Source organism: Chlamydia pecorum E58 (assembly GCF_000204135.1).
GTDB lineage: Bacteria > Chlamydiota > Chlamydiia > Chlamydiales > Chlamydiaceae > Chlamydia > Chlamydia pecorum.
Genome location: NC_015408.1, coordinates 424,881 through 444,665, shown reverse-complemented (window position 1 = coordinate 444,665; position 19,785 = coordinate 424,881). Strand labels below are relative to the sequence as shown.

Genomic DNA, 19,785 nt, shown 5'->3' with positions numbered 1-19,785 from the left:
GTCTCTGTTTTTGCATCATATTCTAGATAAGAAATTTTTATCTACTACGTGATCTTCCTTCCTATCTGCTCCTATTTTGACAAAACATCTTCTCTAAGAGGCCTCTCCATAATGGCCCCCTTTTAGTACTATGCGGTACAAACATATTCAGAAAGAAACGTGTTTCCGAATTTTCTTCGTTTTCTTAGGGAAAGTCCCTCTACAGCAATCTCCTCCCGGGAAGAGTTCTCTAAAAACAGTAGCCCTCCTTGACGCAACAGCGCATGTGTGGCGATGCTACGCAAAAGCCCCTCTATATAAGAAGAGTCTAAATCATAGGGAGGATCGATATAGATCAAATCAAAAGAAAGATGCTTCTTTGCTAATCTTTGCACCGCTACATATGCCTCATGTTTCATTACCATGACTGCATCTTCCGCCTCTAGCAACCGGCTATTTGCATGAATCAAACGCACAGCTTGCAAAGAATTATCCACAAAGACCACACGTGAAGCTCCCCGACTTAAAGCTTCAAACCCTATAGAACCCACCCCTGCAAAAAGATCTAAAAAATCTGCTCCTTCAAGATAAACAGCACAGATGTTAAATAAAGATTCTTTCACTAACCCACATGTGGGTCGAATTGAACGCTCTGAAAATGTCTTTAAAGAACGCCCTTTATACTTACCGGCAAGAATTCTCATTGGATTTCCTGGGGAGAAAAATCTACATAATCCGCAGCAACTAGGAGATAACGAATCCCCCGCACTTCCCCAAATCCCTGAAACCCTTCTGGAAGATTATGCAAGTGACCAAACACACAGGTTGTTACCTTCCCGTTAGCTTCTAAAAGCTTAGAGACCGGCCCTGGAGACCCGTCAGAGCTGATGGGAGGATAGTGCGTCATGACAATGATTCGTTCTACTTCTTCAGGAACCGCAGCAAGAGCGCGCTCTAAACGGCCTAACTCCCGCAAGAAGATCTTCTCATCTCGTTCTGTATAAGGTGTTTCTAAAAAAGATGGGGGATCTATGCGGATTTCAGGGTGATTCCAAAGTCTTACCCCCACGATGGCAAGAGTAGAGGTAAGCAGCGAAAATCCCTGTGATAGGTAGTGTACATTTGGAGGAAGTGCTTTAGAGATCTTCACTTGTGATGCGGAGCTCCAGTAATCATGATTTCCGCGAATCATATACTTCATTCCAGGCAATTTCCCTAAAAAAGCAAAGTCTTTCTCTGCTTGAGCAAGGTCCATTGCCCAGGAAATGTCTCCTGGGAGCAAAACTACATCTTGAGGAGAAACTGTAGCGACCCAGTTTCTTTGGATCTTTGCGTGGTAATCCAGCCAAGGACCTCCGAACACTTCCATAGTTTTTTCTGGAACTCCAAGAGAAAGATGAAGGTCTGCCAAGCTGTAGATACGCATACGCTCGTCTCGTGCACAAAAGAGAGAAAGTCATTCACTGTAAGGGCTCTATTGATAAAAAGCAAATCCCTCGTTGTTCCCTTTTTTCTAAAAGACGTAGTTATCAGGAAGTTTGGTCCCGCGAGGGATAATAGTAATTCCATCTCGGACAAACAGCTTCCCATCTGGGGAGTCATAGTGAGAATAACCCTTAAGATTAGACAGCTTCACGCCGTTCCCTATAGAACAATTCTCATCTATAATCGTTTTGTAAATCTCACAATCCTTTCCGATTCCTAAAGCTCCTCCATGCATAGAGTCATAGCCCTCATTGCCCATGACAATTGTATGGTCTAAAATGGAGTTGCTCCCAATCATCCCGCGAATCCCTACAACACTGTGGGAAACTCGGCTAGACTCAATCACGCTCCCCTCACAAAGTAAAGAGTTCGAAATCATTGACTCTACAACTACAGCTCCAGGTAAATGATGGTTTTTACTATAGATCATACCCCGGGCATCGTAGCAATTAAACCCCTTTACGGAGGAGTGAGGTTTTTGTGCCAGGGCGATGTTTGCATGGTAGTAGGACTCTATCGTGCCAATATCTGTCCAATACCCATCATACAAAAATGCCTGTACTCTTCCCTTTTGCATTTGCGCATGAATCAGATGCTTCCCAAAGTCCTCTCCCTCTTCTTCTGCTAACAGCCGAAATAAGCTCTCCTTTCGAAACATATAGATCCCCATAGAGCCTAGGAACTCCCCTTCAGACTCTAAGAGGTTGTGTTGTTTGCGGACGTCAGGAGTAAGGCGAAACCGGTTTAATAACTCCTCATCTTGTGGCTTTTCGTAAAAATCTATCACCTTTCCTTCTATATTTATCCGAAGAAGGCCCATTCTTCGCGCATCCTTTTCTGATACCGGCTGCGCAACAAGAATCATATCTGCTTGGGAAGAAATCATGGATTCCACGATTACATGGAAATCCATGTTGTAGAGCTGATCTCCAGAAAGAATCAAAAAGTAATCCAAATCTAAATCTTTAAGATAAAGGAGGTTTTGTCGAATTGCATCTGCGGTTCCTCGATACCAAATTTGGTTCCCCTGACGTCCTTCAGGGACTAAAAGATGGATATGATCCTGAAGCACACCATGGTAAAAATAGGTCTTAAATAGATGCTGTTGTAAGGTGTAGGTAAGATATTGCCCAATTACAAAAATCTTAGAAAATCCAGAACTAATAGCATGAGAAATCGGAACGTCGATAAGCTTATACCTTCCTCCAAAAGAAACGGTAGGTTTACACCGACTATCTGTCAATGGAGACAGCCGCTTTCCTTCCCCACCACATAAAACAATCACCCCAACCCTATCTCGATAACGATAAGACGTTTTTCCTCCTGAAAGGTGATTCTGAAACCCATTTATCATGTATTTAGCCCTCTCTCGTTTTAATTCTAAAATATAAACAAATAAAAAGGCTATACAAACGTATTTAAACTAAAATCAAAATAAAAAAGAAAAAGAACAGCAAGTTATTAATATTAAGCTTAACTTACTTCTTCTAAGCTCTCGACAATTTTTTCTGCATAGGCCGCGTCGCTTTCACTCAGCTCCCCACTCTCTATTAAGGTTTTTACTAGAGAAAATAAGGTAAATACCGAGCTGACTTTAATCCCCTGATCTTTAAGGAACTCTTTTCCTCCTACAAGTCTATCTAAAAACACAAATGCCTCACGGACAATCAATCCTTGTTCTTTTAAGGCTGTTGCAGTTTCTAAAATGGAGTTTCCTGAGGAGATCACATCGTTGATGATAAGGCAAGTTTGCCCTGGAGTAAAGCGCCCTTCTACCTTAATTGTGTCGGAGAAATTTGGATTTTTAAGTTCTTTTCTGCGCAGCACCATGGCAATGTTGTACTGTAGAGAAATGCTAGTTGCTAGGGTCAATGCCGTATAAGGAACACCACAAAGCAAGCTACTGTTAAACTCTTGACGCAAGCGCCAGATTAACGTCGCCATAGTTTGCAAAATTTCTGGGGAGGAAATGATCAAGCGCATGTCTACGAAAACCGGAGTTTCCTGCTCCTGAGATAATACGTAGTTCCCAAATTTAATCGCCCCAATTTGGTATAACTTAATTACCGCATCATCACGTAGTTGCGTTTCATCATAACTTACCACAGTACATCTCCGCTTTGACAAAATACAAAATCCCGGCTTATAAAAGCAAAATATGCTAACTTGCCTATTTCTTGGAATCCCTCTACCTAAAGATTTCTCCCCTAAAGTCCATCCCCCTATAGTAACTACTATCTTTCAGGGAAAAACATTTTTAGGAGTGCGCAGTAAAGAAGGAGATCCCCTTGTTCTTGACGATATCGACTTAATATCTTGCAGTCTTCAAGATTTTCTATATGAAAGCATTCCCCTACATTACCAATCCCTATACAAGAACATCTCGCTTGTGATATTCCCAGAAATCTTAATCGGAGCGCCCCAAGATGCCTCTTTAAAATCAGAAATAGCGCTATCTCATCAAGAGTTGCTATCTAAGTAGACTTATTCTTTCAAAGAAAGCAGAAATTCAGCGTTACTATTCGTCTTCTTCAGCCGACCCAAAAGCAGATGCATCGCATCTGTAGCTGTCAAATCTGCTATCGCTTGACGGAAGAGATACACCTTTTCTAACTCACAAGGATGATATAGAAGTTCCTCTTTTCTAGTGCCGCTCTTAATCAAATCTATTGCAGGATAGATTCTCCTATCTGATAAACGACGGTCTAATACTAACTCCATATTCCCAGTACCTTTGAATTCTTCAAAGATTACCTCGTCCATTCTCGAGCCTGTATCTATTAATGCAGTCGCTAAGATCGTTAAGGATCCCCCACCTTCGATATTCCTGGCAGCACCAAAAAAGCGCTTGGGTTTATGTAACGCACTCGCATCCACTCCTCCAGTCAAAATCTTCCCAGAGTGAGGCTGTACTGTATTGTACGCACGTGCTAAACGCGTAATTGAATCCAAAAGGATCACAACATCCTTACCATGCTCTACTAAACGGCGAGCCTTTTCTATGACCATCTCTGCCACTTGAATATGCCTTTCTGGCTGCTCATCAAATGTTGAAGCCACGACCTCTCCGCATACCTGTCGAATCATGTCCGTAACTTCCTCAGGGCGCTCATCAATCAGCAATACAATCAACACAATGTCAGGATTATTCACAGCGATCGCATGTGCTATGCTTTGTAATATCACCGTTTTCCCAGAACGTGGAGGCGCTACAATCAACCCTCGCTGCCCTTTCCCAATAGGAGCCGTTAAATCCAAAACACGCTCAACAAGTTTGTCTTTCCCCATCTCCATAACGATCCTTTCGTTAGGATATAGAGGTGTTAAGTTCTCAAAAAGAACGCGCTCTTTTGCTTTATCTGGCGTCGACCCATTAATTTTATCCACTTTCAATAAGGCAAAATACTTTTCCTTTTCCTTTGGAGAACGTATAGTCCCAATGATCGTATCGCCCTTTTTCAAATCAAAACGGCGGATCTGTGCAGGAGAAACATAAATATCTTCAGCAGAAGGCAAATAATTATATGTAGGGGAGCGTAAAAACCCAAAACCATCAGGAAGGACTTCTAACACCCCCTCGCCAATTAAGAGCTCATCTGGACGCTCAGACTTCGCCTTAACAATCTCAAAAACCACTTGAGATTTTGTTAGGGAACCAATGTTTTTCACCCCATATTGACGAGCCAAAACATTGAGTTCCTCTATGCCCATCCTTTGCAACTTCGCAATTTTTGTAGTTGTCACAGGCAAGGCTTCTTCAGGTTCGCTGACAACAACAGAACTCTCTCCTACAAAAGGTTTTTCTTGTGCAGAGCTTGCATACTTTTTGTTTTCTTTCACCTTAGGCAAGACTTCTGAAGAACGTTCTTCTTTCATATTGCTCCCTTTAAAGCGTAAAAATATTCTTCGACTTTCTGATGGAATTCTTCTTTAGAACCATTATTTTCAATAACAATATCTGCTTGGGCAGCCTTTTCAGCAAAATCTGAAAAACGTGCACACCTCTGATAAAAATTTTCTCCAGAAAATCCTGTTTTCTTAATAAATCTTCTTCGACGTACATCTTCATCCGCAGCAATAAGGATAACCTTATCAAACCAATCGGCATAATGTATCTCATATAATAAAGGCACCTCAGCTACAAATAAAGGGTACCGCCTACTTTGTGCAGCTTGATCATATTGCTCCTCAATTATCCGACAAACTTCAGGATGTAAGATCTTTTCCAAACCTTCCAAAAGAGAAGGACTTTTAAAGACCTTCTCTGCCATGGCTCGCGAACTTAACGTTCCATCGACAATAACTTCTGGTCCTAAAAGATCAACTATCTGACAACCTATGTGCGTATGGAGAATAAGGAAACTATGTGAAATTTTATCAGCACTAACAACAAAGGCCCCTAGCTCCTGAAAAATCCGCGACGCTTCAGTTTTCCCAGAAGAGAGATCCCCCGTAATGGAAACCTTCAACAACTTTAACATTCTGCCCAATTTTTTCCAATTAAGATATTTACTACGAGCGGAACGGTCAGGGTCATTGCAGCTTCCATCTTTTCTTGAACAAGAGCACACATTTCCTGCATTTCCCCATCGGGGACTTCAAAAATTAATTCATCATGGATTTGAAGTAACATCCTACTCTGAAGCTTTCTGTCTTGGATCTCCTTAGAAATCTCTAGCATGGCACATTTTATTAGCTCTGCAGCACTTCCTTGTATTCGGGTGTTCACTGCTAAGCGTCCTGAAGAAGCCCGTATTCCAGGATGCTCATCCCAATTATCAATAACCCTCTCGCGTCCTAGCATGGTTGTTACTTTAAGGTCGTGAGACGCTGCTGCAATCGTTTCTTCTACGAAGCGCGCCACTCCAGAGTACCTCTCGAAGTATGCCTGAATCAACTCCTGCGCCTCACTAAGAGGAATCTTTAAGATTTTAGACAAGCCATATGCCTGTTGGCCATAGATGATGCCAAAATTGACTGTTTTCGCATACATACGCTGCTGTTTTGTCACCTGATCTAAAGGCACAGAAAAAACCTGAGATGCCGTAAACGCATGAATATCCTCTCCCTGATGAAATGCATGTAGCAATACCTCATCCTGACTTAGATGAGCCAGTAGCCGTAATTCGATTTGAGAATAGTCTGCCGCTAAAAAGGAGACAGTTTCACATGGCACCAAAAAGGCCTCCCGCAAAGAAAGCCCCCGAGAAGATCTTTTAGGAATATTTTGCAAATTAGGATCCCGACAGGCGAGTCTTCCTGTTGCTGTTCCCATCTGCTCAAAAGTTGCATGAATTCTTTGTGTTTGAGGAGCAACTTGCCGAGGCAAAGCTTTGACATAAGTTGAAAGCAACTTTTCTAAAGCCCGAAACATGAGGAGCTTTTCAATAATTTTATGTTCCTCACGTAGTGCTTCTAAAACTTCTGCCCGCGTAGATTTCGCTTTATCTAAAGGGGTGATCCCTAGTTTATTATACAAAATATTTGCCAGCTGCTTTGGAGACTTAATATTAAATGGCTCCCCTGCCAACGTGTAAATCTCTTCCGTAAGAATAGCGAGGTCCTGCTCTAAAGAATGCTCTAAACTAACAAGTTTTTTGCTATCCAAAGGCATTCCATTTCTTTCCATGGAAAATAGCACGTGCTCTAAAGGCATTTCTAAATTAAAGAACACGTCTGTAAGTTGTTTCTTTTGTAGTTCCTCAAGCAAGCTCTCCTTAATCTGGGGAAGGAGTGCTACAAGCTCACCAAAATACTTCTCAGGGTTTTCTGGAAGCTGAACAAGAGGCAAGGCATGATGTCCCCATTCTTTCACATACCTAGCTGCCACTGCTGCCCATCCATGGCTAACAAGCAACGATTGAAACGATGTTCTTGCTCCGCCATGAATGAGATGCTCCGCTAGAGCAAGGTCACAGCTCACATTATAAATAACAATACCTGCATTTCTCAGCGCATGCAAATCACGCTTGATATTGTAACCATAAAATGAAAGATCCTCTCTTGAAAAAAACTTGCACAATATCTCTAGAAGCTCTTCGGGACGTTGCTTAAGCTCTACATATACCACGCGGTTTCCATCCGATAGTGCGATCCCCTGCAAAGCTAAAGAGACAAGATGCTTGCCTACATAGGCCGCTGCGATCGCTAAGGACTTCTTCTCAAAGCTCTGCAACACATCTATGAGCTCTTCCGGCTCTACAACTACGGAAACATTAATCTCTGAGAGGACAGCATCTTCTCGGTGCACTAAAGTCTTAAATCCCTGCTGCATATAAAACACCTGTAGCTTCTCCTCATCTACGGAGAGGTTCGGGAAAGTCAATGACGCTATGGAACAGGGCAAAGAGACATTATGATCCAACACGGCTAATTTCTTACTTAGCTGCAATATCTCCTTTTGTTCTTTAAGCATTGTTTGGTTAGATCCTTTGATGTGCTCGAGATTCTCTAAAATCCCCTCAACACTACCGAACTGCTGAAGAAGCGCTGCAGCTTTCTTTGGCCCACATCCTTTGACCCCTGGGATGTTATCCGAGGTATCCCCAACTAAAGCGAGATAATCTGGAATACACTTTGGAGGCACCCCATAACGCTCCAAAACTTCTTCCTCTCCGAAAATTCCCTGTTCTTTCCAGGGGTTCCATAGCCCTACTTGAGGCCCTGCCAACTGCAGGAGATCTTTATCTGCTGTGCAGATACACACATCATACCCTTCATGTACTGCCCGTGTAGTAATACTTGCGATCACATCATCCGCCTCAACAGAATCCACCTCTATGTGAGCCAGCCCACGTAATACACAATACTCTTTCACCAAGGCAATCTGTATAGAAAGGTCTTCGACTTTCTTTTCTCGGTTACTTTTATACTCTGTATAGATCTCTTGACGGCTTTGCTTATTATTAGGCCCATCAAAAACCGCAACCATGTACTGAGGAGAAAACTCCTTGATCAATTTGTTTATAGAACGAACAAAGCCAAAAACCACCTGAGCTCTCTCTCCCAGAGGGGTTTTCATCTCTGGAAGGGCAAAATATGCTCGAAATACAAATCCCGAAGCATCTAAAACAAACAACCTCTTTGAAAGCTTCTCTTCGCTCTGTCCCATGTACATTTATCTCATTATCTAAAAATATGCGATTTCCCTAGCATGCTCTTCTGAGGAAACACTCCAGGTAAGCTTCCCAGTAATTAAAGGACTTGACGCTGCTGCCGTGGCAATTTTCTTCCATAAACCGCCCCCTTCAATTCCCACAACACGATAGCTCTCCTCTATCCCACATGCCGTAACAAGCTCTTGTAATACATGCTGCTTTGTTACATTAATCACATCAACAAATCCCTCTTCTAAAGCCTGCTGAGGGGGGAAAATCCGAGCACCTAAGGTGCGTTCAAGCTTGTCTTTAGTTAATAACGGACGATGGGATGCCACAACATCCACAAACTGCCCATAAAGAAAATCTATTACTCCCTGACGTTCTTTCCTTGCTTGAGCTGTCCATGGAGTATAGGGGTTTAAAGGTGCCTTTTCTTCTCCTGCAGTTAAGACATCACTTTCGATCCCATGTCGATTCAGGCCTTCTTTCACGTTAAAATAGGGCCCTGAAAGTACACCCACAGAGCCAATTAAAGATGCAGGAGATGTATAAATTTTATCTGCAGTGCAAGCGATATAATAGCCTCCAGAAGCACAAAGGCCATTGACAAACACGTATAAAGGCAAGGAGCTTTTTTGCTTCCAGAAATTTAACGTAGCATAAATCCGGGACACCTCAAAAACCTCTCCTCCTGGACAGTTCATATCGAGAATTACCCCTTTCACACGATCCTTAAAAGGCTCTTTCTCCAAAGCCAAAAGCGCCTCTTCTAGAGATTTTGCTGAGCTCTTTGCAGAAGTAATGCTATCTTTTATATCCAAGACAACAATAATTGGAGCAGTCTTCCCTAATTCTCTTACTACCCCTTGAGCATCGGGTAAGTTTACAAAATTTGTCGGGCTAAAATTGGCAACAGAAGCAACAAGTCCTAACAAAAGCATAAAAGCAAGCACCACCCCTAAGGATAGCCCTATAATGGAAAAAAAGGCCTTAGAGAAACAACGCCACAAGATTTTCATAAACACCTAAAAAACTCTTAATCATTTTTAAGAAGATAAAATAGGATATCAAAAGAAAAGCTTAAAGGTGAAAAGTGGTCTACAGAGGGAAAAGCTTAAGGATTTTCTCAAGCCTTTCCTATAAAAATCCCTATATCACACCTACAGTCTCTGGAGACTGCTTCTGAGTTTGCTGAAGTTGCTCTTCATCTTCTTCTATAGCAGCAGAAGACAAAGACTGTTGGGGAGCATCTGCAGAGGTTGCTAAAACCTTTTGCTTATACTCCCGAGCAATATATGCAACGACAATAATCCAAACGACGATGATTAATAGCAAAACTGTAGCGATGACATTCAAAGAGGCTGCTACAGAAGAGAAGACTATCAGCAGGCCTTGATAAACTAAAGACCCTCCAGATTTTCCCACCCTAGAGATCACACCATCGATAGCCGCCTTCCCATAGTTTTTATCATCGTGAGAAAGCGGGATGAATGCCATTTCCTTAGTCTGATCGAAAAAGGTGAATTTCGCTCCACGAGCAAGAATATTTTGCACTCCTCCCATCCAGGCTGCAAGAGCCAAAGGAGCCATGCCAAACACCCCGCCAAAAATCATAATATCCCTTTTTACAGCAAAAATGGCGCCGAAAAATAGCACTCCCGTAACCAACATTACAATAGGAGTAGCTAGAGCTCCAGCAAACCATCCCCAACGGCGGATACTTTGTCCCGCAATCAAGAACGAAGCAATCACAGACACTATCCCAATAAGGGTGGTAATTCTTCCCATATAGCTATTGAATTCCACATGAGAACTATAAATCTGACTTACAAGGTCTTTCCACACCACTTCGAAAAGATGAATCACTAGGTTATAGGACAACACGATCACCGCAATTCCCAACAAATACCGAGAGCGAACTAAATGCAAGAATAAACTTTTTGCAGGAGCTTTAACTTTCTTTTTCGCTTTGGCGCCTGCAACACTCTCTTCCCCTGACAAGGAATTTGCTATCCCTGAAGAGTCGTACCCCTTGGTGATCTTATGAATTCTACGATATAACAAGATGATAATGAGCCCCGCACATGTAATAAACCCAGTAAGGTTCAACATCACCTCATGCCAAGGATCACACGCAAATGCACAGTGTAGAATTTTATGTTTCCCCATCGCGCAGGAAATTTCTCCAGCACAAATTGAGGACAAGTTTAACCCTGTATGCAACAAGGCATAAGAACGGGCAGCCTCTTTAACCGTCGTAATCTGATTTGCTAACCCCCAGAATAACGTGGAGAGAACCACAGAACTCCACAGCTCTGACATAACATAGTACAAGCTGTAGCTCCAGAAGCGGATCATCACAACAAACCCACGCAATCCCTTAGGAAGAACTCCCTGCAACCAATTTGCCACTCCATGCAAATGTAGTTTGTCCCCCATCGGGTAAATAAAGACTACGAAAATAAAGAAAAATCCAAGGAACCCTCCTACTAACAGATAGAACACGACATCCCTAGAGTAGCGCCGGCTAAGCAGACCATACACCATTGTAATGAGTACAGCCCCAGGAACTATCCCCCAAACCTTTAAAAAAGGGATCACCTCAGCCCCAGCGCTGGAGCCGACAATCACCAATGTATCCTTCATACTTTTTAGAAGACAGTAGTTAAAGCCAACAAAGAATGCGAGAAAGAAGAGGGGAACAAATTTTGGAATTTCTGATCGATAAATAGGGCACAAATACGCCCACAGCCTTGAAGAGGGTTTCACTTCCGATGACTGCATAAACTCCTTCCGAATATTATGGAATAAAAAGACTTGACAACGCAAATTTTATGCCCCAAGAACTCCGCCTGATGTGAAAACCGCTTATAACACTGGTTATATTGCATGCAGCGAGGCATAGATTAAAGACTATAATAAAAAAACAAGACACCAATTGTACTTAAAGCACCCGTAAACTTCAAGAGGTTCATGTGACAACCCCTGGCTATTTCTTACAAAAAAATTGTTATAAACTAGCCTAAACACTGCTTCTTGTAGTCTAAGACTCTCTCAAGAAAGTAAAAAAAGCCCAAAATCACGAGAGGCGTCAAGCTCATGACTGGGATCTGCCCTCCAGCAGTCACCCCTAATAAGATGATAAACTGGACAACAGTAAACACTTTCCCCCAAAATAGGGCTTTATAATCATATCCCTTCCAACCACGCACTCTAAGCAAATAGATAATAAAAATTAAAAGAAAGATATCTCTAGCACAAATAAAAAGGAGATGAGTGACAGAAAGCGCTCCCTCAAAGTAGAGAGTAATAACACATACAAATACAAAGATTTTATCCGTAGCCGGATCAAGAATCGATCCTAAACGGCTTGTGACTTTATAGCGACGAGCTAGATACCCATCCAAAACATCACTCACCATGGCACCAAAGATAATTAGGAGACGGAAATACAACTTCTCTTGAAAAAAGAATAGAGCTAGCCACAAACGTGATAGAGAAAGTAAATTACAAAATTGTCTCATGATTTTGGCTAACTAACGCGACTTTTCCAGACGATTTACAGCCTAATTAGAAACCATTATAAAACAAGGTCTCTCTACAAACAAGCATAGAGTACTTCTCCCCTCTACACTCTTATCAGCTGCTCTGCCTTATACAACTAAAAAAAGTCAAAAACGCGTTAAATATTTTTTTAGCAATCTTTCGGAAAGAGAGGGATTCGAACCCTCGGTACCCTTTAGGGGTACGCGTCCTTAGCAGGGACGTACTTTCGACCACTCAGTCATCTTTCCTTACGTAAGTCAAATATACCTTGCTATGTTCCCACTTAAATTTCAAAAAGACAAAGCTGGAACTAGATAGCAAGCTCTATTCCGACCCATTATATGGCAGATGCATATTAATTACTACCCAGTATACATGTCATCAACAAAATCATTAAAATAAGGAGGTTTCCTCATCCGCCTCCTTGAACTAGAGCTTGAGCATATATACTTAATGACCTAACCTAGGTTAAAAAATAAGGCACCTGCATGAATCGCGGATCATCGGCTCAGACAGAACCTCCTCCCCACTCTCCTCCTCTCTCTCCACCTAACTCTAAAGAATCAGAAATGATTGTTTTGGGCTGCATGCTAACAGGAGTAAACTACCTCAACCTTGCTGCGAATCAACTCTACGAAGAAGATTTTTATTATCTAGAACACAGACTGATTTTTAGAGTGCTGCAGGACGCCTTTAAACAAGACAAGCCCATAGATGTTCACCTTGCAGGGGAGGAGCTTAAGCGTCGCAATCACCTTAAGGTAATCGGCGGTCCTACTTACCTGATTACCCTAGCAGATTTTGCAGGAACAGCAGCTTATATAGAAGAATATATTGAAATCATCCGCTCTAAATCAACCTTAAGAAAAATGATTCAGGCGGCAAAGGAAATCGAAAAAAAAGCTAGTGAAGAGCCCAAAAACGTCACAGAAGCTTTAGACGAAGCCCAAAGCGCCTTTTTTAAAATCAGCCAAACAACAGCTGTGGCACCTTATGTCCTTGTTGCAGATAAACTCCGAGGTCTTGTTGCCGCCAAGGAAAAGCCCTACCTAGAGCAGCTTCAAGAAAAACAAGAGTTTTTTCAACAGCATGCGCAAACTAGCGAAGCATCTTTTTTCTCAGGGATCCCCACACATTTTATTGATTTGGATCGGTTAATCCATGGGTTTTCCCCTTCAAATTTAATGATTTTGGCTGCGCGCCCCGCCATGGGGAAAACTGCTCTCGCTTTAAACATTGCAGAAAATCTTTGCTTTCAAAATCAAATTCCTGTTGGAATTTTCTCTTTAGAAATGACTGTAGATCAGCTCATCCATAGAATTATTTGCTCTAGAGCAGAAGTCGAATCTAGGAAAATCAACATTGGCGATCTTTCAGGTCATGATTTTCAAAGAATTGTTTCTGTAGTGAACGAAATGCAGAAACAGACTTTACTCATAGATGATCAGCCTGGGTTAAAAGTTTCTGATTTACGTGCTCGGGCACGGAGGATGAAAGAGAGTTACGATATCCAATTTCTCATTATTGATTACTTACAACTACTTTCTGGCTCGGGCACCCTAAGGTCTACGGAAAGCCGTCAAACAGAAATTTCAGAAATTTCACGCATGTTAAAAACATTAGCTCGAGAGCTAAATATCCCTATTTTGTGCTTATCACAGCTGTCTCGAAAAGTTGAAGACCGAGCAAACCACCGCCCTATGATGAGTGATCTCCGAGAAAGTGGAAGCATTGAGCAGGACTCAGACTTGGTGATGTTTCTATTACGTCGGGAGTACTATGATCCCCATGACAAACCCGGCACAGCAGAACTAATTATCGCTAAAAACCGCCATGGCTCTATAGGTTCTGTCCCATTAGTTTTTGAAAAAGAACTTGCCCGCTTCCGTAACTATGCTGCGTTTGAGTTTGCAAACTAGCCAGAGATTTTACTACATGCAATAAATTTCTATAGCTTTTAGTCAATCTCTCTTAGAGCATAAATCGTTAGTAGACCACAAAACCCTTTTGTAGTAGGATCTTGCTGCATAGAGCTTTTTTCAGCAAATTTCGGCCTCTGTAAAGAAAGAATTCTTGCGTGCCAAGATGATTTGTGCTGATAAGGGCTGTGCATATACTAACCATATACGTTGCTATGTCATCTGTTAAAAAGAAACGAAGACTTAAAATCGCAAATCACAAGCGTAAGAAGCGAAGTCGAAAAAATCGTCATAAAACCAAGTAATTTTTGACTCATGTGGACTTATCCAGTTAATTATGATGTCATTGTAGTTGGTGCTGGACATGCGGGTTGTGAGGCTGCTTATTGTGCTGCCAAGATAGGAGCTCTTGTTCTTATGCTCACATCTAATTTGGATACTATTGCAAAATTGAGTTGCAATCCTGCCGTTGGAGGGATTGGCAAGGGTCATATTGTCCGAGAGATTGACGCTCTGGGTGGCATTATGGCGGAAGTTACAGACCAAACTGGGATACAATTTCGTATTCTCAATCAAACAAAAGGCCCTGCTGTTCGTGCGCCTCGGGCTCAAGTGGATAAGCAGTTATATCATATTCATATGAAGCGCCTTCTGGAGAAAACTGAAAATCTCCACATTATGCAAGGAACTGTGGTATCCTTATTAGATAAGGAATCTTGCATTTCTGGCGTCACAACAAAAGAAGGCGTCACATATTTGGGGAAAACTGTAGTTCTTTCCTCTGGGACGTTTATGCAGGGGTTAATCCACATTGGAGAGCGTAATTTTTCTGGAGGTCGTTTAGGAGATCCAGCTTCTTTAGGATTATCTGACTCCCTGAGACAAAGAGGTTTTCCCCTTGGCAGGCTAAAAACAGGCACTCCCCCGCGGTTATTGGCCTCTTCTATTGATTTTTCGTCGATGGAAGAGCAGCCAGGAGATCCTGGCGTCGGTTTTGTACATAGAAATGAGCCGTTTGTCCCTCCTTTACCTCAAATATCTTGTTATATCACCCATACTACGTCTGCTACAAAGCAAATTATAGAGGAAAATCTTCATTGTTCTGCGCTTTATGGAGGACGCATTGAAGGAGTTGGGCCTCGCTATTGTCCTTCTATTGAGGATAAGATTGTCAAATTCGCAGATAAGGAGCGTCACCACATCTTTTTAGAACCTGAGGGGCTCTATACCCAAGAGATCTATGCTAATGGCTTATCTACTTCCATGCCGTGTGATATACAGCGTCAAATTATTCATTCTGTTCGTGGCTTAGAAGCTGCTGTGATCATGCGTCCTGCATATGCTATAGAATATGACTATATCCACGGGAATGTGATTCATGCGACGTTGGAAAGTAAGATTATAGAAGGGCTATTTTTATGTGGTCAAATTAACGGGACAACAGGCTACGAAGAAGCTGCAGCTCAAGGTTTAATTGCAGGGATTAACGCTGTTAATAAAGTCCTTAATAGATCTCCCTTTATCCCTTCCCGTCAGGAGTCTTACATTGGAGTCATGTTGGATGATCTTACGACGCAAGTTCTTGATGAGCCCTATCGTATGTTTACGGGAAGGGCAGAACATAGGCTATTGCTAAGACAAGATAACGCTGGAACACGCCTTGCACAATATGGGTATGATCTAGGGCTTTTATCCAAAGAGCGCTATGAGTTCTTTCAGAATCAGAAAGTACGTTTAGAAGAAGAAAAACAGCGGTTACAAAAAACATTTAAAAAATATGAGAATTCTGTAGTATCCCTAGCCAAGGTATTATGCCGCCCCGAGGTATCTTATGACGCTTTGCAGAAGATTTTCCCTGAGGATGTTCAAGATTTAGGCCCTGTATTAAATGCTTCTTTAGAGATGGAAATCAAGTATGCAGGGTATATCAGTCGCCAACAAACGTTAATATCAAACCTTGCTAAATCTGAAGAAACCGCAATCCCAGAGGATTTAGACTACCAAGCTATTGTAGGGTTAAGCTTAGAAGCTAAGGAAAAATTTACTAAGTTCACTCCTAGGACGTTAGGATCTGCATCACGTATTTCTGGGATTTCCTCTGCAGATATTCAAGTTCTTATGATTGCTTTGAAAAAGCATGCGCTCTCTTCCTAAATGTATACTTCTAGATTTCCAAGGTCTGCCGATCTTCAAGCAACTACAGATTGAAGAAGCTCTTCTTCGTGTTGCAGATCAAAATTTTTGTATCTTCAACAGAGCAGTCTCTGACTCTGTAGTCTTGGGGATCTCTAGAGATCCAAATCAAGATACGTATCTTTCTCGCCTACAAGAAAACAACATCCCTGTTATCAAACGCTATAGCGGAGGAGGAACAGTATTTATAGATGAGGATACTTTAATGGTTTCCTGGATTATGAATTCCGACCAGGCCTTCGAAGACCCTCAAAGTATATTATCCTGGACGTATGCTCTTTATGCACCCATGTTCCCAAACACCTTCTCTATTCAGGAAAACGACTATACCCTAGGAGAAAAAAAAATTGGAGGGAACGCTCAGTATATCCAAAAACACCGTTGGGTGCACCACACAACGTTTTTGTGGGACATGAATCTAGAGAAACTAGAATATTACCTTCCTCTTCCGAAAAAGCAACCAAAATATAGAAACCAACGCTCCCATAAGCACTTCCTCACCACACTTCATCCATGGTTTCCAGACAAGGAAGCGTTCTTTACTCAGCTAAAAAACCTCATACAACCGAGATTTTCTTGGCAAGAGCTTACAGACTCCGATCTTGAAAATCTCCTTGCGCGCCCCCATCGCAAATCTTCTATGCATCTATACACATAGAAGCTTAAGCTATTTATTGCGCTGCGTTGACAATCTCCGTACGTGCGAAGAAATAAGCGATTTCTATAGCGGCATTTTCTTTGCTATCCGAGCCGTGAACAGCATTGATCCCAATAGATTCCCCAAATCTTGCGCGGATAGTCTCTGGAGAAGCTTCTTGGGGATTTGTTGCTCCCATAAGCTCTCTGTTACGCACAACAGCGTTTTCTCCTTCCAGAACCATCACTACAACAGGGCCTGAGATCATAAACTCTACAAGCTCCTGGAAAAAAGGGCGCTCTCTATGCACAGCATAAAACCCCTCAGCAACAGCTGTAGACATCTGCAGCATTTTCATAGCAGCAATACGTAACCCTGCGCTTTCAAATACTGTAAGGATTTCTCCTATGTGTTTCTTGCTTACAGAATCCGGCTTGATAATTGATAATGTTTGTTCCATGCAGTATATTCTCCTTAACAAGGCTCAATATTTTGGGAACAAGTATATCATGATTTCAAGGAAAGTCTAGCTCTTGTTCGAGTTTTGCAAGCTCTTTTTTAAAGCTATCGGAAGCACTTCCGTTAAAGAAGCTCCCTTTGGGAGCTCCTTCAGAGCTTCTGCTATCATATGCTCTGCCATAACTTTACTATATCCTAACCCTACGAGAGCCTGGACGCCATCTTCCCTATGTGAAAGCTCTAAAGGCTGCCAGGGGCTTGTCTCCCCCCCGCCTAAAGGCAATACACTCGGAAGCTTCTGTTTTAAATCCAACATTAGCTTTTCTGCTGTTTTCTTCCCGATTCCTGGGATAGAAGAGAGTGCTTTGACATCCTCATTATGAACTGCGCAGCATAACTGCTTTATAGGGAGGGAGTTTAAAATGGCATTGGCAAACTTGGGGCCTATCCCAGAAAACGAAATCAGCATACGAAAGCAATCGCGCTCCTCCCGAGAACAAAAACCATACAGCGTATGTTCTGTTTCTTTAAGGACAGCATGGGTATAGATCAGAACTTCCTTCTGAGAAGCCGCTATCAAATCGCATCCCCATCTTTCCGTAACAAAAATGCTATAGCCCACTCCCTGACATTCTAAAGTAACGACTCCGGAGCGTACACAAATAAGAATCCCACGAATATAGTCATACATTATAACACTCCTAGACTCGCATAGCTATGCATATGTGTGTGGCATATCGCCAAGGCAAATGCATCCGCAATATCTTCACAATCAGGTTGTACCAGCTCAGGCAATCCCAACATCTTACTCACCATGAGCTGCACCTGCTGTTTGCTAGCCCCCCCTCTACCCACAACAGCTTTCTTTGCCACATTAGGGGTATATTCAACTATAGGGATTTCCTTCAAAGCTGCAGCTAGCAACACTACGCCCCTTGCCATTCCTAACTTTATCGTGCTCTGAGGATTTTTAGAAACAAACTGGGTTTCTAACACTAAGACATCAGGAGAGACATCCTCTAGAACTTTAGAGATCTCTAAAAATAGCTTTTTATAGCGCTGTGATAGTAGAAGCTTCGGGGAAAGACGCACCACGCCATAACTATGAGCAGAGAGCTGATAGCGCGCCTCTACACGAAGAATCGCATAACCTGCAGCGATCGTTCCTGGGTCAACTCCCATAATTAATTGTGTCACGTAAGGCTTCCTGGATAAAAATTTTTCGCTATATGCTCTCAGCACATATTCACAACATAAAAGCAGTTTCTATGAAATACACTTTTATCCCAAGAACTATCCTTACCGTATGCCTTCAAGTGCGTAATCTCTTCTCCTTCCTATAAGATCACCACGAACGCAGCTCTCTTCTTTTTAGGAGAAAGTTCAAGACTTACGGGCTCCATCCCCTCCTGACTGCACATAACGAACGAATCTACAGAAATTGCTCTTCAATAATCTCTCGCAAAAGTCCCTCTTCTCTTGTCCTCTGCAACAGATCCTCTTGCAGTTGTGTAAGCTGCATTGCCTCCTTAGGCTCTGGGCTTTCCTCCTCCTGCTCTTCTCTTAACAAGGATAGCCTCTCTTTATGCAAAGTCTTCCCTCTTCCCTCTGAGGTTGCTTTCTCAAGCTGCTTTTCTAACTGCTTAATCTTATGCTCATAACATAAACAACGCCCTGCACTTACCTCTGTCTGTTGCACACTCGCAATCAGATCCTTCTTCAGCTGATCAATCATATCCCCTTGTAAGCGTGCATGTTGAAGCTTCTCAGCTAAACGGTTCTGCAACCATAAGTTCTCACTATGTAGCTTTGCTATTTCCTTCTGTTTTTCCTCTTCTTGAAAGGCCAACTTCTCTTTTAACTCTACAAATTTCTCTTCCCATTCTTCTCTCTTATCTTCCTGCTGGGGAGCCTGTTCCCTCTCTTGCAACATAAGTAGCTGACTGCTCATCTTGCTGCATACTTCTGACAACAAATCACACACATGTTGCAATTCTAAAATATCTACATCTTTCCAACGGCACAACAATACAAGCATAGAACGCGAATACGAACGATAAGAAGAAGATTTTGAAGACCAGAAAGAAGAGAAATGCAGCTTTAAAACCGAAAAGAGCCGCAAAGGATACCTCTAGGTTTGCCTATCTCTAGACTCCATAACATATCTAAAGAGTTCTTGTCTTAGTTGCTCTAAAAAATCTTTCAAAAAATAAAGGAATCCTTTTGACCTAAAGGAAATAGAAAATAAAAGAAAAATGCTCAGAGTGGGACTCGAACCCACACGGGCCTACGCCCAAGGGATTTTAAGTCCCTAGTGTCTACCATTCCACCATCTGAGCTAAGAATTAAGAATTCTTTCGTTCCCCTTAATAGAGACTTCTAAATCTTCTAGGGGAACCTCTCGGGAAGAGCTTATCACAGAGTTTTTTCTAAATCAATGGTTTTTAGACCATAATCTAAAAACTAT

The 19,785-nt window shown here is 42.1% G+C and carries 18 protein-coding genes and 2 tRNA genes; 4 read left to right on the top strand and 16 right to left on the bottom strand.

Going from position 1 to position 19,785, the window contains the following annotated elements; translation table 11 throughout:
- Positions 1-128 precede the first annotated feature (128 nt).
- The 4 genes from rsmD to G5S_RS02030 form a co-directional block, all read right to left on the bottom strand.
- On the bottom strand, positions 129-683 hold the full coding sequence (gene rsmD / locus G5S_RS02045; protein ID WP_013712516.1) for a 16S rRNA (guanine(966)-N(2))-methyltransferase RsmD: 555 nt from the start codon (positions 681-683) through the stop codon (positions 129-131).
- Positions 680-1,405: a metallophosphoesterase gene (locus G5S_RS02040; RefSeq protein WP_013712515.1), complete on the bottom strand. Its 726-nt coding sequence runs from the start codon at positions 1,403-1,405 to the stop codon at positions 680-682. Before G5S_RS02040 ends, rsmD begins: the two co-directional genes overlap by 4 nt.
- 87 nt (positions 1,406-1,492) lie before the next feature.
- On the bottom strand, positions 1,493-2,818 hold the full coding sequence (locus G5S_RS02035) for a sugar phosphate nucleotidyltransferase (protein ID WP_013712514.1): 1,326 nt from the start codon (positions 2,816-2,818) through the stop codon (positions 1,493-1,495).
- Positions 2,819-2,937: 119 nt separating this feature from the next.
- On the bottom strand, positions 2,938-3,570 hold the full coding sequence (locus G5S_RS02030) for an orotate phosphoribosyltransferase (RefSeq protein WP_013712513.1): 633 nt from the start codon (positions 3,568-3,570) through the stop codon (positions 2,938-2,940).
- 52 nt (positions 3,571-3,622) lie between these two features.
- Here G5S_RS02030 and G5S_RS02025 point away from each other — a divergent pair, with 52 nt between their 5' ends.
- Positions 3,623-3,946 carry a hypothetical protein gene (locus G5S_RS02025; RefSeq protein WP_013712512.1) on the top strand — a complete coding sequence of 108 codons (324 nt, stop codon included), beginning with the start codon at positions 3,623-3,625 and terminating at the stop codon, positions 3,944-3,946.
- Positions 3,947-3,948: 2 nt separating this feature from the next.
- On the opposite strand, the gene rho is transcribed toward G5S_RS02025, so the two are convergent.
- From rho to G5S_RS01990, 7 genes are all read right to left on the bottom strand, one after another.
- The gene (rho, locus tag G5S_RS02020) at positions 3,949-5,340 is read right to left on the bottom strand and encodes a transcription termination factor Rho (RefSeq protein WP_013712511.1); all 1,392 of its coding nucleotides are present in this window, start codon (positions 5,338-5,340) and stop codon (positions 3,949-3,951) included.
- Positions 5,337-5,945, bottom strand: coding sequence for a dephospho-CoA kinase (gene coaE, locus G5S_RS02015; RefSeq protein ID WP_041466881.1), 609 nt, complete (start codon positions 5,943-5,945; stop codon positions 5,337-5,339). Before coaE ends, rho begins: the two co-directional genes overlap by 4 nt.
- Positions 5,939-8,575 (bottom strand): DNA polymerase I, encoded by a 2,637-nt coding sequence (gene polA, locus G5S_RS02010; protein WP_013712509.1) that lies wholly within the window; start codon positions 8,573-8,575, stop codon positions 5,939-5,941. The genes coaE and polA overlap by 7 nt, the downstream gene beginning before the upstream one ends.
- 18 nt (positions 8,576-8,593) lie before the next feature.
- Positions 8,594-9,583, bottom strand: coding sequence for a S49 family peptidase (locus G5S_RS02005; protein WP_024010288.1), 990 nt, complete (start codon positions 9,581-9,583; stop codon positions 8,594-8,596).
- Positions 9,584-9,713: 130 nt separating this feature from the next.
- Positions 9,714-11,348 (bottom strand): NTP/H+ exchange transporter Npt2, encoded by a 1,635-nt coding sequence (npt2, locus tag G5S_RS02000; RefSeq protein WP_013712507.1) that lies wholly within the window; start codon positions 11,346-11,348, stop codon positions 9,714-9,716.
- A gap of 233 nt (positions 11,349-11,581) precedes the next feature.
- The gene (locus G5S_RS01995) at positions 11,582-12,088 is read right to left on the bottom strand and encodes a CDP-alcohol phosphatidyltransferase family protein (RefSeq protein WP_013712506.1); all 507 of its coding nucleotides are present in this window, start codon (positions 12,086-12,088) and stop codon (positions 11,582-11,584) included.
- 182 nt (positions 12,089-12,270) lie between these two features.
- A tRNA-Ser gene (locus G5S_RS01990) sits at positions 12,271-12,358 on the bottom strand.
- Between the two features lie 240 nt (positions 12,359-12,598).
- On the opposite strand from G5S_RS01990, the gene dnaB reads away from it, so the two are divergent.
- The 3 genes from dnaB (at position 12,599) to G5S_RS01975 (ending at position 16,880) form a co-directional block, all read left to right on the top strand.
- Entirely contained in the window at positions 12,599-14,029 is a 1,431-nt protein-coding gene (dnaB, locus tag G5S_RS01985; RefSeq protein ID WP_013712505.1) for a replicative DNA helicase, read from the top strand.
- A gap of 315 nt (positions 14,030-14,344) precedes the next feature.
- Positions 14,345-16,183 carry a tRNA uridine-5-carboxymethylaminomethyl(34) synthesis enzyme MnmG gene (mnmG, locus tag G5S_RS01980; RefSeq protein WP_013712504.1) on the top strand — a complete coding sequence of 613 codons (1,839 nt, stop codon included), beginning with the start codon at positions 14,345-14,347 and terminating at the stop codon, positions 16,181-16,183.
- Entirely contained in the window at positions 16,167-16,880 is a 714-nt protein-coding gene (locus G5S_RS01975) for a lipoate--protein ligase family protein (RefSeq protein WP_013712503.1), read from the top strand. Before mnmG ends, G5S_RS01975 begins: the two co-directional genes overlap by 17 nt.
- A gap of 13 nt (positions 16,881-16,893) precedes the next feature.
- Here G5S_RS01975 and ndk read toward each other — a convergent pair whose 3' ends face one another.
- The 5 genes from ndk to G5S_RS01950 all read right to left on the bottom strand — a co-directional run bounded on the left by ndk (position 16,894) and on the right by G5S_RS01950 (position 19,657).
- Entirely contained in the window at positions 16,894-17,319 is a 426-nt protein-coding gene (gene ndk, locus G5S_RS01970; protein ID WP_013712502.1) for a nucleoside-diphosphate kinase, read from the bottom strand.
- A 66-nt stretch (positions 17,320-17,385) separates the two neighbouring features.
- On the bottom strand, positions 17,386-18,009 hold the full coding sequence (gene ruvA, locus G5S_RS01965) for a Holliday junction branch migration protein RuvA (RefSeq protein ID WP_013712501.1): 624 nt from the start codon (positions 18,007-18,009) through the stop codon (positions 17,386-17,388).
- Entirely contained in the window at positions 18,009-18,515 is a 507-nt protein-coding gene (gene ruvC / locus G5S_RS01960; protein WP_013712500.1) for a crossover junction endodeoxyribonuclease RuvC, read from the bottom strand. Before ruvC ends, ruvA begins: the two co-directional genes overlap by 1 nt.
- A gap of 235 nt (positions 18,516-18,750) precedes the next feature.
- Entirely contained in the window at positions 18,751-19,440 is a 690-nt protein-coding gene (locus G5S_RS01955) for a hypothetical protein (protein WP_013712499.1), read from the bottom strand.
- Positions 19,441-19,574: 134 nt separating this feature from the next.
- Positions 19,575-19,657, bottom strand: a tRNA-Leu gene (locus tag G5S_RS01950).
- Positions 19,658-19,785: the final 128 nt, after the last annotated feature.

Bases quoted from the DNA above. Each gene is read 5' to 3' on its own strand.
- G5S_RS02025 (WP_013712512.1), top strand. From the start codon at position 3,623: ATGCTAACTTGCCTATTTCTTGGAATCCCTCTACCTAAAGATTTCTCC.
- G5S_RS01975 (WP_013712503.1), top strand. From the start codon at position 16,167: ATGCGCTCTCTTCCTAAATGTATACTTCTAGATTTCCAAGGTCTGCCG.
- rsmD (WP_013712516.1), bottom strand. From the start codon at position 683: ATGAGAATTCTTGCCGGTAAGTATAAAGGGCGTTCTTTAAAGACATTT.
- G5S_RS01995 (WP_013712506.1), bottom strand. From the start codon at position 12,088: ATGAGACAATTTTGTAATTTACTTTCTCTATCACGTTTGTGGCTAGCT.
- npt2 (WP_013712507.1), bottom strand. From the start codon at position 11,348: ATGCAGTCATCGGAAGTGAAACCCTCTTCAAGGCTGTGGGCGTATTTG.
- G5S_RS02005 (WP_024010288.1), bottom strand. From the start codon at position 9,583: ATGAAAATCTTGTGGCGTTGTTTCTCTAAGGCCTTTTTTTCCATTATA.
- dnaB (WP_013712505.1), top strand. From the start codon at position 12,599: ATGAATCGCGGATCATCGGCTCAGACAGAACCTCCTCCCCACTCTCCT.
- G5S_RS02040 (WP_013712515.1), bottom strand. From the start codon at position 1,405: ATGCGTATCTACAGCTTGGCAGACCTTCATCTTTCTCTTGGAGTTCCA.
- rho (WP_013712511.1), bottom strand. From the start codon at position 5,340: ATGAAAGAAGAACGTTCTTCAGAAGTCTTGCCTAAGGTGAAAGAAAAC.
- coaE (WP_041466881.1), bottom strand. From the start codon at position 5,945: ATGTTAAAGTTGTTGAAGGTTTCCATTACGGGGGATCTCTCTTCTGGG.
- mnmG (WP_013712504.1), top strand. From the start codon at position 14,345: ATGTGGACTTATCCAGTTAATTATGATGTCATTGTAGTTGGTGCTGGA.
- polA (WP_013712509.1), bottom strand. From the start codon at position 8,575: ATGGGACAGAGCGAAGAGAAGCTTTCAAAGAGGTTGTTTGTTTTAGAT.
- ruvA (WP_013712501.1), bottom strand. From the start codon at position 18,009: ATGTATGACTATATTCGTGGGATTCTTATTTGTGTACGCTCCGGAGTC.
- ndk (WP_013712502.1), bottom strand. From the start codon at position 17,319: ATGGAACAAACATTATCAATTATCAAGCCGGATTCTGTAAGCAAGAAA.
- G5S_RS02035 (WP_013712514.1), bottom strand. From the start codon at position 2,818: ATGATAAATGGGTTTCAGAATCACCTTTCAGGAGGAAAAACGTCTTAT.